The 13207-nt window shown below is 69.9% G+C and carries 11 protein-coding genes; all 11 read right to left on the bottom strand.

The annotated features are described in order from the left end of the window. Positions 1-4: 4 nt before the first annotated feature. Genes IH80_RS0108365 through IH80_RS0108315 form a run of 11 tightly spaced genes read right to left on the bottom strand, consistent with a single transcriptional unit; the run spans position 5 to position 13184 of the window. The gene (locus IH80_RS0108365; RefSeq protein ID WP_030958929.1) at positions 5-1597 is read right to left on the bottom strand and encodes an NADH-quinone oxidoreductase subunit M; all 1593 of its coding nucleotides are present in this window, start codon (positions 1595-1597) and stop codon (positions 5-7) included. Position 1598: 1 nt separating this feature from the next. Next, positions 1599-3494, bottom strand: a complete 1896-nt coding sequence (gene nuoL, locus IH80_RS0108360) for an NADH-quinone oxidoreductase subunit L (RefSeq protein WP_030958928.1) — start codon at positions 3492-3494, stop codon at positions 1599-1601. A gap of 9 nt (positions 3495-3503) precedes the next feature. Beyond that, positions 3504-3803 (bottom strand): NADH-quinone oxidoreductase subunit NuoK, encoded by a 300-nt coding sequence (nuoK, locus tag IH80_RS0108355; RefSeq protein WP_030958925.1) that lies wholly within the window; start codon positions 3801-3803, stop codon positions 3504-3506. After that, positions 3800-4606 carry an NADH-quinone oxidoreductase subunit J gene (locus tag IH80_RS0108350; protein WP_030958923.1) on the bottom strand — a complete coding sequence of 269 codons (807 nt, stop codon included), beginning with the start codon at positions 4604-4606 and terminating at the stop codon, positions 3800-3802. The genes nuoK and IH80_RS0108350 overlap by 4 nt, the downstream gene beginning before the upstream one ends. After that, positions 4603-5205, bottom strand: coding sequence for an NADH-quinone oxidoreductase subunit NuoI (nuoI, locus tag IH80_RS0108345; RefSeq protein ID WP_030958922.1), 603 nt, complete (start codon positions 5203-5205; stop codon positions 4603-4605). Before nuoI ends, IH80_RS0108350 begins: the two co-directional genes overlap by 4 nt. After that, the gene (nuoH, locus tag IH80_RS0108340) at positions 5198-6562 is read right to left on the bottom strand and encodes an NADH-quinone oxidoreductase subunit NuoH (protein ID WP_030958921.1); all 1365 of its coding nucleotides are present in this window, start codon (positions 6560-6562) and stop codon (positions 5198-5200) included. The genes nuoI and nuoH overlap by 8 nt, the downstream gene beginning before the upstream one ends. Continuing rightward, positions 6559-9063: an NADH-quinone oxidoreductase subunit G gene (locus IH80_RS0108335; protein WP_030958919.1), complete on the bottom strand. Its 2505-nt coding sequence runs from the start codon at positions 9061-9063 to the stop codon at positions 6559-6561. The genes nuoH and IH80_RS0108335 overlap by 4 nt, the downstream gene beginning before the upstream one ends. Beyond that, entirely contained in the window at positions 9060-10409 is a 1350-nt protein-coding gene (gene nuoF / locus IH80_RS0108330; RefSeq protein ID WP_030958918.1) for an NADH-quinone oxidoreductase subunit NuoF, read from the bottom strand. The genes IH80_RS0108335 and nuoF overlap by 4 nt, the downstream gene beginning before the upstream one ends. Further along, positions 10409-11164, bottom strand: a complete 756-nt coding sequence (nuoE, locus tag IH80_RS0108325; protein WP_078906386.1) for an NADH-quinone oxidoreductase subunit NuoE — start codon at positions 11162-11164, stop codon at positions 10409-10411. The genes nuoF and nuoE overlap by 1 nt, the downstream gene beginning before the upstream one ends. Continuing rightward, positions 11161-12501 carry an NADH-quinone oxidoreductase subunit D gene (locus IH80_RS0108320; RefSeq protein WP_030958914.1) on the bottom strand — a complete coding sequence of 447 codons (1341 nt, stop codon included), beginning with the start codon at positions 12499-12501 and terminating at the stop codon, positions 11161-11163. Before IH80_RS0108320 ends, nuoE begins: the two co-directional genes overlap by 4 nt. Beyond that, the gene (locus tag IH80_RS0108315; protein ID WP_030958913.1) at positions 12501-13184 is read right to left on the bottom strand and encodes an NADH-quinone oxidoreductase subunit C; all 684 of its coding nucleotides are present in this window, start codon (positions 13182-13184) and stop codon (positions 12501-12503) included. Before IH80_RS0108315 ends, IH80_RS0108320 begins: the two co-directional genes overlap by 1 nt. Positions 13185-13207 lie beyond the last annotated feature (23 nt).

Genomic DNA, 13207 nt, shown 5'->3' with positions numbered 1-13207 from the left:
GTGCTCACTTCGCCTCCTCCCCGTTCTTGGCTTCGACGGCGACCTCGGGCTTCGGGTCCGTCTGCTTCACGTCCGACATGGTGTGTTCCACCGCCGGGTTGACGATGTCGGTGAGGACCTTCGGGTAGACGCCCAGCCCGATCAGCAGCGCGATCAGCGGGGCGACCACGAGCACCTCGCGCAGGCGCAGGTCCGGCATGGTGCGGACCTCCTCCTTCACGGGGCCGGTCATCGTGCGCTGGTAGAGGACGAGCGTGTAGAGCGCGGCCAGCACGATGCCGATGGTGGCGATGATCCCGATGACCGGGTAGCGGGCGAACGTGCCGACCAGGACCAGGAATTCACTGACGAAGGGCGCGAGACCCGGCAGCGAGAGGGTGGCGAGACCGCCGATGAGGAAGGTCCCGGCGAGGACCGGGGCCACCTTCTGGACGCCGCCGTAGTCGGCGATGAGCCGCGAGCCGCGCCGCGAGATCAGGAAGCCGGCCACCAGCATCAGCGCCGCCGTCGACAGGCCGTGGTTGACCATGTAGAGGGTGGCACCGGACTGGCCCTGGGAAGTCATCGCGAAGATGCCCAGGATGATGAAGCCGAAGTGCGAGATGGAGGCGTAGGCCACCAGCCGCTTGATGTCCCGCTGGCCGACGGCCACGAGCGCCCCGTAGACGATGGAGATCAGGGCGAGCACGAGGATCACCGGCGTGGCCCACTTGCTGGCCTCGGGGAAGAGCCCGAGGCAGAAGCGGAGCATCGCGAAGGTGCCGACCTTGTCGACGACCGCGGTGATCAGTACGGCGACCGGGGCGGTGGACTCGCCCATCGCGTTCGGCAGCCAGGTGTGCAGCGGCCACAGCGGGGCCTTCACCGCGAAGGCGAAGAAGAAGCCGAGGAACAGCAGCCGCTCGGTGTTGGTCGCCATGTCGAGGGTGCCCGCGGCCCGGGCGGCGGTGATCTCCTGGAGCGAGAAGTTCCCGGCGACCACGTACAGGCCGATGACGGCGGCCAGCATGATCAGGCCGCCGACCAGGTTGTAGAGGAGGAACTTGACCGCCGCGTAGCTGCGCTGCGCGGCCGCGTTCTCGTCACTGCCCGAGTGCGCCCGGTCCCCGAAGCCGCCGATGAGGAAGTACATCGGGATGAGCATGGCTTCGAAGAAGATGTAGAAGAGGAAGACGTCGGTGGCCTCGAAGGAGATGATCACCATCGCCTCGACCATGAGGATCAGGGCGAAGAAGCCCTGGGTCGGGCGCCAGCGCTTGGAGCTGGTCTCCAGCGGGTCGGCGTCGTGCCAGCCGGCCGCGATCACGAAGGGGATCAGGAGCGCGGTGAGTCCGATGAGGACCACGCCGATCCCGTCCACGCCCAGCTCGTAGCGGACGCCGAAGTCGGCGATCCAGGGCCGGGATTCGGTGAGCTGGTAGCGGTCGCCACCGGGTTCGAAGCGGATGGCGATGAGCACGGCCAGGGCCAGTGTCGCCAGTGAGAAGAACAGCGCGAGCCACTTGGCGGCGGTCCGGCGGGCGGCCGGGACGGCCGCCGTGAGGATCGCGCCGACCGCGGGCACCGCGGCCGTGACCGTCAGAAGCGGGAAGTTCATGTCACACCGCCCTCATCAGCAGGGTCGCGGCGATGAGGATCGCCGTGCCCCCGAACATCGAGACCGCGTAGCTGCGGGCGTAGCCGTTCTGCAGCTTGCGCAGGCGGCCCGAGAGGCCGCCGACCGAGGCGGCCGTCCCGTTGACCACGCCGTCGACCAGGCTGTGGTCGACGTACACGAGGGAGCGGGTCAGGTGCTCCCCGCCGCGCACCAGCACCACATGGTTGAAGTCGTCCTGGTAGAGGTCGCGGCGGGCCGCCCGGGTGAGGAAGGAGCCGCGCGGGGCGAGGACCGGTACGGGCTTGCGCCCGTACATCCCCCAGGCGATGCCGACGCCGACGAGGAGCATCACCATGGTGGCCGCGGTGACCGTCATGGCGCTGACCGGCGGGTTGCCGTGCTCGTAGCCGGTGACGGGCTCCAGCCAGGTCAGGAAGCGCTCGCCGATCTCGAAGAAGGCGCCGGCGAAGACCGAGCCGAAGGCCAGGATGACCATCGGGATCGTCATGGACTTCGGGGACTCGTGCGGGTGCGGCTCGTGCCCTTCCGCGTCCGGCTGCCAGCGCTTCTCACCGAAGAAGGTGAGGAGCATGACGCGGGTCATGTAGAAGGCGGTGATGCCGGCGCCCAGCAGGGTGACCCCGCCGAGGATCCAGCCCTCGGTGCCGCCCTTCGCGAACGCCGCCTCGATGATCATGTCCTTGGAGAAGAAGCCGGACAGCCCCGGGAAGCCGATGATCGCCAGGTAGCCGAGGCCGAAGGTGACGAAGGTGACCGGCATGTACTTCCGCAGGCCCCCGTACTTGCGCATGTCGACCTCGTCGTTCATCCCGTGCATCACGGAACCCGCGCCGAGGAAGAGACCCGCCTTGAAGAAGCCGTGCGTCACCAGGTGCATGATCGCGAAGACGTAGCCGATCGGGCCGAGGCCCGCGGCGAGGATCATGTAGCCGATCTGCGACATCGTCGAGCCCGCCAGGGCCTTCTTGATGTCGTCCTTCGCGCAACCGACGATCGCACCGAAGAGCAGCGTGACCGCGCCCACGACGACCACGACCAGCTGGGCGTCGGGCGCCGCGTTGAAGACGGCGCCGGAGCGGACGATCAGGTAGACGCCGGCGGTCACCATCGTCGCCGCGTGGATCAGGGCCGAGACCGGGGTCGGGCCCTCCATCGCGTCCCCGAGCCAGGACTGCAGCGGCACCTGTGCGGACTTGCCGCAGGCCGCCAGCAGCAGCATCAGACCGATGGCGGTGAGCTGGCCCTCGGAGGCCTCCCCCACCGCGCCGAACACCGATCCGAAGGCGAAGGTCCCGAACGTGGTGAACATCAGCATGATCGCGATCGACAGACCCATGTCGCCGACGCGGTTGACCAGGAAGGCCTTCTTCGCGGCCGTGGCCGCGCTGGGCTTGTGCTGCCAGAAGCCGATCAGCAGGTACGAGGCGAGGCCCACGCCCTCCCAGCCGAAGTACAGCAGCAGGTAGTTGTCGGCGAGGACCAACAGCAGCATGGCCGCGACGAACAGGTTCAGATAGCCGAAGAACCGGCGGCGGCGCTCGTCGTGCTCCATGTACCCGATCGAGTACACGTGGATGAGCGTGCCGACGCCGGAGATCAGCAGGACGAAGGTCATGGACAGCTGGTCCAGCTGGAAGGCCATGTCCGCCTGGAAGCCCTCGACGGGGATCCACGTGTACAGGTTCTGCGTCAGCGTCCGTTCGTCGGCGCTGCGCCCCAGCATGTCGGCGAACAGTGCGACGCCGATGCCGAACGAGACGGCCGCGAGCAGCGTCCCGATCCAGTGGCCGGTCCTGTCGAGGCGACGGCCGCCGCAGAGCAGCACCACCGCTCCGAGCAGGGGCGCCGCGATCAGCAGCGCAATCAGGTTCTCCACAGCGACCCCTTACAGCTTCATCAGGCTGGCGTCGTCGACCGAGGCCGAGTGGCGGGTACGGAACAGCGACACGATGATCGCCAGGCCGACCACGACCTCCGCGGCGGCTACGACCATCGTGAAGAAGGCGATGATCTGGCCGTCGAGGTTGCCGTGCATCCGGGAGAACGCGACGAAGGCGAGGTTGCAGGCGTTGAGCATCAGCTCGATGCACATGAACAGCACGATCGCGTTCTTGCGGATGAGTACGCCGACGGCACCGATGGTGAACAGCAGGGCCGCCAGGTACAGGTAGTTGACCGGATTCACTTCGAGGCCTCCTCACGGCCGAGGCGCTCCGCGGAACGCTGTTCCAGCGCCTTGAGGTCGTCGAGCGCCTCGCCGGAGACGTCGCGGATCTGGCCGCGGGCGCGCAGCGTCTTGCTGACCGTCAGCTCGGACGGTGTGCCGTCCGGCAGCAGACCGGGAACGTCCACCGCGTTGTGCCGGGCGTAGACGCCGGGCGCGGGCAGCGGCGGGAGCTGCACGCCCTCGCGTACGCGGCGCTCGGCCAGTTCGCGCTGGGTCGCGGCCCGTTCGGTGCGCTCCCGGTGGGTGAGCACCATCGCGCCGACGGCCGCGGTGATCAGCAGCGCGCCGGTGATCTCGAAGGCGAAGACGTACTTGGTGAAGATCAGCTGCGCCAGACCCTCGACGTGGCCGCCGGAGTTGATCCGGCCGAGCCCGTTGAAGTGGTTCAGCCCGGCGTGGCCGATGCCGGCGAACAGCAGGATGCCGAAGCCGAGCCCGCACAGGAGGGCCATCCAGCGCTGCCCCTTGATGGTCTCCTTCAGGGAGTCGGCGGCGGTGACGCCGACGAGCATGACCACGAAGAGGAAGAGCATCATGATCGCGCCGGTGTAGACGATGACCTGGACGACGCCCAGGAAGTACGCCCCGTTGGCGAGGTAGAAGACGGCCAGGATGATCATCGTCCCGGCGAGGCTGAGTGCGCTGTGCACGGCCTTCTTCATGAGGATCGTGGCCAGCGCGCCGATGACGGCGACCGTGCCGAGGATCCAGAACTGCACGGCCTCACCGCTGGAGGTGACGGTCGCGGCGACGGCGCTCATGCCCCCACCTCCGCCGCGCTGCCGCCGGCGGCGTCGGCCGGCTCCTCGCCCTTGGAGACCGCCACCTGCCGGACGGTGCCCGGGGCTGCGCCCGTCACCAGCCCGCGGTAGTAGTCCTGCTCGTCGGTGCCGGGGAAGATCGAGTGCGGGGCCTCGACCATGCCCTCGCTCAGACCAGCGAGCAGCTGCTCCTTGGTGTAGATGAGCGACTCACGGCTGGCGTCGGCCAGTTCGAACTCGTTCGTCATCGTCAGCGCACGCGTCGGGCACGCCTCGACGCACAGCCCGCACAGGATGCAGCGGGCGTAGTTGATCTGGTAGACCCGGCCGTAGCGCTCACCCGGGGAGTAGCGCTCCTCCTCGGTGTTGTCCGCGCCCTCCACGTAGATGGCGTCGGCGGGACAGGCCCAGGCGCACAGCTCGCACCCGATGCACTTCTCCAGACCGTCGGGGTGCCGGTTGAGCTGGTGCCGTCCGTGGAAGCGCGGGGCGGTGGTCTTCTGCTGCTCCGGGTACTGCTCGGTGAGGCGCTTCTTGAACATGGCCTTGAAGGTCACGCCGAAGCCGGCCACCGGGTTCTGCCACTTCTCGTCAGACATTCTCAGCACCCTCCTCTCGGTCACTTTCGGTGTTCGCCCCGCCACTGACGATCAGCTCCCGCTCGCTGCGGGGCCGCCTGCGCGGTACGGGTGCCAGGTGCTGGCCGGGCTTGGGCGGTACGGGGAAGCCGCCCGCCAGCGGATCGAAGGGTGCGGTGTCCTGGGCGGCGTCCGCGGCCGCCGCCTTCTCGCGCTTGTCGCGGAAGACGTCGGCGACGAAGGAGAGCAGCAGGATCGCCACGACGGCGCCGCCGACGTAGAGCGCGATGTCCGCGATCTCGTACGACTCGTTGCGCAGGGCCCGGACGGTGGCGACCATCATCAGCCAGACCACGGAGACCGGGATCAGGACCTTCCAGCCGAGCTTCATCAGCTGGTCGTAGCGCACGCGCGGCAGCGTGCCGCGCAGCCAGATGAAGAAGAAGAGGAGCAGCTGGACCTTGAGGACGAACCAGAGCAGCGGCCACCAGCCGTGGTTCGCGCCCTCCCAGAAGGAGCTGATCGGGTACGGGGCCCGCCAGCCGCCCAGGAAGAGGGTGACCGAGACCGCCGAAACGGTGACCATGTTGACGTACTCGGCCAGCATGAACAGCGCGAACTTGATGGACGAGTACTCGGTGTTGAAGCCGCCGACGAGGTCGCCCTCGGACTCCGGCATGTCGAAGGGGGCGCGGTTCGTCTCGCCGACCATCGTGATGACGTAGATGATGAAGGACACCGGCAGCAGCACGATGAACCAGCGGTCCTGCTGGGCCTCCACGATCGCCGAGGTCGACATCGACCCGGAGTAGAGGAAGACCGAGGCGAAGGCCGCGCCCATCGCGATCTCGTAGGAGATCATCTGCGCGCAGGAGCGCAGACCGCCCAGGAGCGGGTACGTGGAACCGGAGGACCAGCCCGCCAGCACGATGCCGTAGATGCCGACCGAGGCCACCGCGAGGATGTAGAGCATCGCGATGGGCAGGTCGGTCAGCTGCATCGAGGTGCGCTGGCCGAAGATGGAGACCTCGTTGCCGGCCGGGCCGAAGGGGATCACCGCGATGGCCATGAAGGCCGGGATCGCCGCGATGATCGGGGCCAGGACGTAGACGACCTTGTCGGCCCGCTTGACGACGATGTCTTCCTTGAGCATCAGCTTCACGCCGTCGGCGAGCGACTGGAGCATGCCCCAGGGGCCGTGCCGGTTGGGGCCGATGCGCAGCTGCATCCAGGCGACGACCTTGCGCTCCCACACGATGGAGAAGAGCACCGTCACCATCAGGAAGGCGAAGCAGAACACCGCCTTGACGACGACGAGCCACCAGACGTCCCGTCCGAAGAGGGACAGGTCCTCGGCAGCGAGTTGAACGGTGTTCACGCACCCACCTCCGCAGTGGTGTCGCCTGCGCCGGCCGGGGTCGCCGGGCCGATGCGTACGAGGGTGCCCGGGCGGGCTCCGGCGTCGGCGAGAACGCCGGAGCCGGTGGAGTTCAGCGGGAGCCAGACGACGCGGTCGGGCATCTCGGTGATCCGCAGCGGGAGTTCCACGGTGCCGGCGGGGCCGGTGACCGCGAGGACGTCGCCGTCCTTGACGCCCGACTCGGCGGCCGTGGCGGCCGACAGCCGGGCGCTCGCCTCGTGGCGGGTGCCGGCCAGGGCCTCGTCGCCCTCCTGGAGCCTGCCCTGGTCGAGGAGGAGCCGGTGGCCCGCGAGGACCGCCTCGCCGACGCCCGGACGGGGCAGCGGCACCGGTTCGGTGGACTGCTCGGCGGCGAGGCCGCCCTCCCAGGGGCCGAGCCGCTCCAGCTCCCGGCGTACGGCGTGCACGTCGGGCAGCGCGATCGGCCGGTCGGCGGCGTCGGCCAGCATGTGCAGCACGCGGGCGTCGGCCGGGGCGAGCCGGCGGGTCATCTGGTCGGGCTTGAGCGCGGCCTCGAACGGCCGGACCCTGCCCTCCCAGTTGATGAACGCGCCCGCCTTCTCGGCGACCGCGGCGACCGGCAGGACCACGTCCGCGTGGTCCGTGACCTCGGAGGGCCGCAGCTCCAGGGAGACCACGAAGGCCTCCTGCAGGGCGGTCCGCGCGCGGGCCGGGTCCGGCAGGTCGGTGACCTCGACGCCGGCGACCAGCAGCGCGGACAGTTCCCGGGTGGCCGCGGCCTCGACGATCTGGCCGGTGTCGCGGCCGTAGCGGTGCGGGAGTTCGTCCAGGCCCCAGGCGGTGGCGACCTCGTCACGGGCCCGCGGGTCGGTGGCCGGACGGCCGCCCGGCAGCAGGGACGGCAGCGCGCCGGCCTCGACGGCCGCCCGCTCCCCGGCCCGGCGCGGGATCCACACCAGCTTCGCCCCGGTCGCGGCGGCCGCCCGGACGGCGGCGGTCAGCGCGCCGGGCACGCCGGCGAGGCGCTCCCCCACGACGATGACGGCGCCCGGCGCGCGCAGCGCCTCGGCGGCTTCGGCGCCGCCCGCCTCCAGGCCGGTCCGTGAGGACAGCGCGTCGAGCCAGTCGGGCTCGGTGCCGGGGGCGGCAGCGAGCAGGGTGCCGCCGGCCTTCTCCAGCCCGCGGGTGGCGAAGGGGGCGAGGGCGAAGGTCCGCTGCTTGAACCTGCGGTGGGCCTTGCGCAGCCGCAGGAAGACGCCCGGGGCCTCCTCCTCGGCCTCGATGCCGGCGAGCAGCACCGCGGGCGCCGCCTCCAGCGAGGTGTAGGTGACACCGTCGCCGTCGAGGTCCTTGCCGGTGCCGGCGACGGTGGCGGCCAGGAAGTCGGCCTCCTCCGCGCTGTGCACGCGCGCTCGGAAGTCGATGTCGTTGGTGTCGAGCACCACCCGGGCGAACTTGGCGTACGCGTAGGCGTCCTCGACGGTGAGCCGCCCGCCGGTGAGCACCCCGGCCCGGCCGCGCGCGGCGGCGAGCCCGCCGGCCGCGGCCTCCAGGGCCTCGGGCCAGCTCGCCGGCTCCAGGACCCCGGCGGCGTTGCGCACCAGCGGGGTGGTCAGCCGGTCCGGGCGCTGCGCGTAGCGGAACCCGAAGCGGCCCTTGTCGCAGATCCACTCCTCGTTGACCTCGGGGTCCTCCGCGGCGAGGCGCCGCAGGACCTTGCCGCGGCGGTGGTCGGTACGGGTCGCGCAGCCGCCCGCGCAGTGCTCGCACACGCTCGGGGAGGAGACGAGGTCGAAGGGGCGGGAGCGGAACCGGTACGCGGCCGAGGTGAGGGCGCCGACCGGGCAGATCTGGATGGTGTTGCCGGAGAAGTACGACTCGAAGGGGTCGTCCTCGCCGGTGCCGACCTGCTGGAGCGCGCCGCGTTCCAGCAGCTCGATCATCGGGTCACCGGCGATCTCGTTGGAGAAGCGGGTGCAGCGGGCGCACAGCACGCACCGCTCCCGGTCCAGGAGGACCTGGGTGGAGATCGGAACGGGCTTCTCGTAGGTCCGCTTGCGGCCCTCGAAGCGGGATTCGGCGTTGCCGTGCGACATCGCCTGGTTCTGCAGCGGGCATTCGCCGCCCTTGTCGCAGACGGGGCAGTCCAGCGGGTGGTTGATGAGCAGCAGCTCCATCACCCCGCGCTGGGCCTTGTCGGCGGCCTCGGAGGTCAGCTGGGTCTTGACGACCATGCCGTCGGTGCAGGTGATGGTGCAGGAGGCCATCGGCTTGCGCTGGCCCTCGACCTCGACGATGCACTGGCGGCAGGCGCCGGCCGGGGGCAGGAGGGGGTGGTCGCAGAACCGGGGGATCTCGATGCCGAGCTGTTCGGCGGCGCGGATGACGAGGGTGCCCTTGGGCACCGAGAGCTCGACCCCGTCGATGGTCAGCGAGACCAGGTCCTCCGGCGGGACGGCCGCTCCTCCCCCGGAGGCGGCCGTAGTGGTGACGGTCATGCGTTCACCTCCGTGTCGGCCCAGAGGGTCGACTTCCTGGGGTCGAAGGGGCAGCCCTTGCCCGTGATGTGCTGCTCGTACTCCTCGCGGAAGTACTTGAGCGAGGAGAAGATCGGGCTGGCCGCGCCGTCGCCGAGCGCGCAGAAGGACTTGCCGTTGATGTTGTCGGCGATGTCGTTCAGCTTGTCGAGGTCGGACATGACGCCCTTGCCGGCCTCGATGTCGCGCAGCAGCTGGACCAGCCAGTAGGTGCCCTCGCGGCAGGGGGTGCACTTGCCGCAGGACTCGTGGGCGTAGAACTCGGTCCACCGGGTGACGGCCCGCACCACGCAGGTGGTCTCGTCGAAGCACTGGAGGGCCTTGGTGCCGAGCATCGAGCCGGCGGCGCCCACGCCCTCGTAGTCCAGGGGGACGTCGAGGTGCTCGTCGGTGAACATCGGGGTGGAGGAGCCGCCGGGGGTCCAGAACTTCAGCCGGTGCCCGGGCCGCATGCCGCCGCTCATGTCGAGGAGCTGGCGCAGGGTGATGCCGAGCGGGGCCTCGTACTGGCCGGGCCCGGCGACGTGCCCGGAGAGCGAGTACAGCGTGAAGCCGGGGGACTTCTCGGTGCCCATCGCCTTGAACCAGTCCTTGCCCTTGTTCAGGATCGCGGGAACCGAGGCGATGGACTCGACGTTGTTGACGACAGTGGGGCACGCGTAGAGCCCCTCGACGGCAGGGAAGGGGGGACGCAGCCGGGGCTGGCCGCGCCGGCCTTCGAGGGAGTCGAGCAGCGCCGTCTCCTCGCCGCAGATGTACGCGCCCGCGCCCGCGTGCACCGTGATGTCGAGGTCGAGCCCGCTGCCGAGGATGTCTTTGCCGAGGTATCCGGCCTCGTACGCCTCGCGCACCGCCTCGTGCAGGCGCCGCAGGACCGGTACGACCTCGCCGCGCAGGTAGATGAAGGCGTGCTGCGAGCGGATCGCGTAGCAGGCGATGATCATTCCCTCGATGAGGGATTGCGGGTTGGCGAAGAGGAGGGGGATGTCCTTGCAGGTCCCCGGCTCCGACTCGTCGGCGTTCACGACGAGGTAGTGCGGCTTCCCGTCGCCCTGCGGGATGAACTGCCACTTCATGCCGGTGGGGAAGCCCGCGCCGCCGCGTCCGCGCAGACCCGAGTCCTTCACGTAGGCGATCACTTCATCCGGCGTCATCGCCAGGGCCTTGCGCAAGCCCTCGTAGCCGCCGTGGCGCCGGTAGGTCTCCAGCGTCCAGGACCGGGGCTCGTCCCAGAAGGCCGACAGGACGGGGGCCAGCAGCTTCTCCGGGCTGGTGCCGTTCTTACTGAGCTCGGTGGACACGCTCATCACTCCCCTCCCTCGGTACGGGTCTCGCCGCGCGGGTGCACGATCGGGGTGTGCGGGGATTCGCCACGGGCGATGCGCAGACCGATCAGGGAGGCGGGTCCGGCGCCGCCGGTGGCCTCGACCGCGCCGGCGCGCTCGTCCGGGAAACCGGCCAGGATCCGGGCGGTCTCCTTGTACGTGCACAGCGGCGCGCCCCGGGTCGGCGCGACCTCGCGGCCGGCCAGCAGGTCGTCGACCATGGCCTTGGCGGACTCGGGGGTCTGGTTGTCGAAGAACTCCCAGTTCACCATCACCACGGGCGCGTAGTCGCAGGCCGCGTTGCACTCGATGTGCTCCAGCGTGACCTTGCCGTCGGCGGTGGTCTCGTTGTTGCCGACCCCGAGGTGCTCCTTGAGCTCCTCGAAGATGGCGTCGCCTCCCATGACCGCGCACAGGGTGTTGGTGCAGACGCCGACCTGGTAGTCGCCCGACGGCTTGCGCCGGTACATCGTGTAGAACGTCGCGACGGCCGTGACCTCGGCGGTGGTCAGCCCCAGCGTCTCGGCGCAGAAGCGGATGCCGGTCTTGGAGACGTAACCCTCCTCCGACTGGCACAGGTGCAGCAGCGGGAGCAGCGCGGAGCGGCTGTCGGGGTAGCGGGCGACGACTTCCTTCGCGTCCGCTTCGAGGCGTGTCCGTACCTCTGCCGGGAAGTCGGGGGCGGGCAGCTGGGGCATGCCCAGCTGGACCCCTCGGTTCTGAGGACTGGCGGTCATCGGTCGACGCCTCCCATCACGGGGTCGATGGAGGCGACGGCGACGATGACGTCGGCGACCTGGCCGCCCTCGCACATCGCTGCCATGGCCTGCAGGTTGGTGAAGGACGGGTCGCGGAAGTGGACCCGGTAGGGGCGGGTGCCGCCGTCGGAGACGACGTGCACGCCGAGCTCGCCCTTGGGCGACTCGACCGCCGCGTACGCCTGCCCGGCCGGCACCCGGAAGCCCTCGGTCACCAGCTTGAAGTGGTGGATGAGGGCCTCCATGGAGGTGCCCATGATGTTCCTGATGTGGTCGAGCGAGTTGCCGAGGCCGTCGGGGCCCATGGCCAGCTGCGCCGGCCAGGCGATCTTCTTGTCGGCGACCATGACCGGGCCGGGCTCCAGCCGCTCCAGGCACTGCTCGACGATCCGCAGCGACTGGCGCATCTCCTCCAGGCGGATCAGGAACCGCCCGTAGGAGTCGCAGGTCTCGGTGGTCGGCACGTCGAACTCGTAGTCCTCGTAGCCGCAGTACGGGTCCGACTTGCGCAGGTCGTGCGGCAGGCCGGCGGAGCGCAGGATCGGGCCGGTGGCGCCGAGGGCCATGCAGCCGGCGAGGTCGAGGTAGCCGACGTCCTGCATGCGGGCCTTGAAGATGGGGTTGCCGGTGGCGAGCTTGTCGTACTCCGGCAGGTTCTTCTTCATGGTCTTCACGAACTCGCGCAGCTGGTCGACGGCGCCCGGGGGCAGGTCCTGCGCGAGGCCGCCGGGGCGGATGAACGCGTGGTTCATGCGCAGACCGGTGATCAGCTCGTAGATGTCGAGGATCAGCTCGCGGTCGCGGAAGCCGTAGATCATGATCGTGGTCGCGCCCAGCTCCATGCCGCCGGTGGCGATGCACACCAGGTGGGAGGAGAGCCGGTTCAGCTCCATCAGCAGGACGCGGATGACGGTGGCGCGGTCCGGGATCTGGTCGGTGATGCCGAGCAGCTTCTCGACGCCGAGGCAGTACGCCGTCTCGTTGAAGAACGGCGTCAGGTAGTCCATGCGCGTGACGAAGGTGGTGCCCTGCGTCCAGTTGCGGAATTCGAGGTTCTTCTCGATTCCGGTGTGGAGGTAGCCGATGCCGCAGCGGGCCTCGGTGACCGTCTCGCCGTCGATCTCCAGGATCAGCCGGAGCACACCGTGGGTGGACGGGTGCTGCGGACCCATGTTGACGACGATCCGCTCGTCGTCGGCCTTGGCCGCCGACTGGACGATCTCGTCCCAGTCGCCGCCGGTGACGGTGTAGACGGTGCCCTCGGTCGTCTCGCGGGCGGAGGAGTGGTTCTCTGCTGCATTCGAGATGGGGGACATCAGCTGTACGACCTCCGCTGGTCGGGAGCCGGGATCTGGGCGCCCTTGTACTCGACGGGGATGCCGCCGAGCGGGTAGTCCTTGCGCTGCGGGAAGCCCTGCCAGTCGTCCGGCATCATGATCCGCGTGAGGGCCGGGTGCCCGTCGAAGACGAGGCCGAAGAAGTCGTACGCCTCGCGCTCGTGCCAGTCGTTGGTCGGGTAGACGGAGACGAGCGAGGGGACGTGCGGGTCGGCGTCCGGGACGGACACCTCCAGGCGCAGGATCCGGCCGTGGGTGAGCGAGCGCAGGTGGTACACGGCGTGCAGCTCGCGGCCCTTGTCCCCGGGGAAGTGGACCCCGGAGACCCCGGTGCAGAGCTCGAAGCGCAGGGCGGGGTCGTCGCGCAGGGTGCGCGCGACGCGTACGAGGTGCTCGCGGGCGATGTGGAAGGTGAGCTCGCCCCGGTCGACCACCGTCTTCTCGATGGCGTTCTCGGGGACGAGGTCCTGTTCCTCCAGGGCGCCTTCGAGTTCGTCGGCGACCTCGTCGAAGTAGGAGCCGTACGGGCGGGCGGTCGCGCCGGGCAGGGCCACGGTGCGGACGAGTCCGCCGTAGCCGCTGGTGTCACCGCCCTCCGCGGCGCCGAACATGCCCTTGCGGACGCCGATGACCTCGGGGCCCTGGGCGCGCGGCGAGGGCAGGCCGCCACCCGCGTCGGTGCCGT

Source organism: Streptomyces sp. NRRL S-378, assembly GCF_000720645.1.
Lineage (GTDB): Bacteria > Actinomycetota > Actinomycetes > Streptomycetales > Streptomycetaceae > Streptomyces.
The sequence above is the reverse complement of the archived record's forward strand: the minus strand, read 5'-3'. Positions and strand labels throughout refer to the sequence as shown.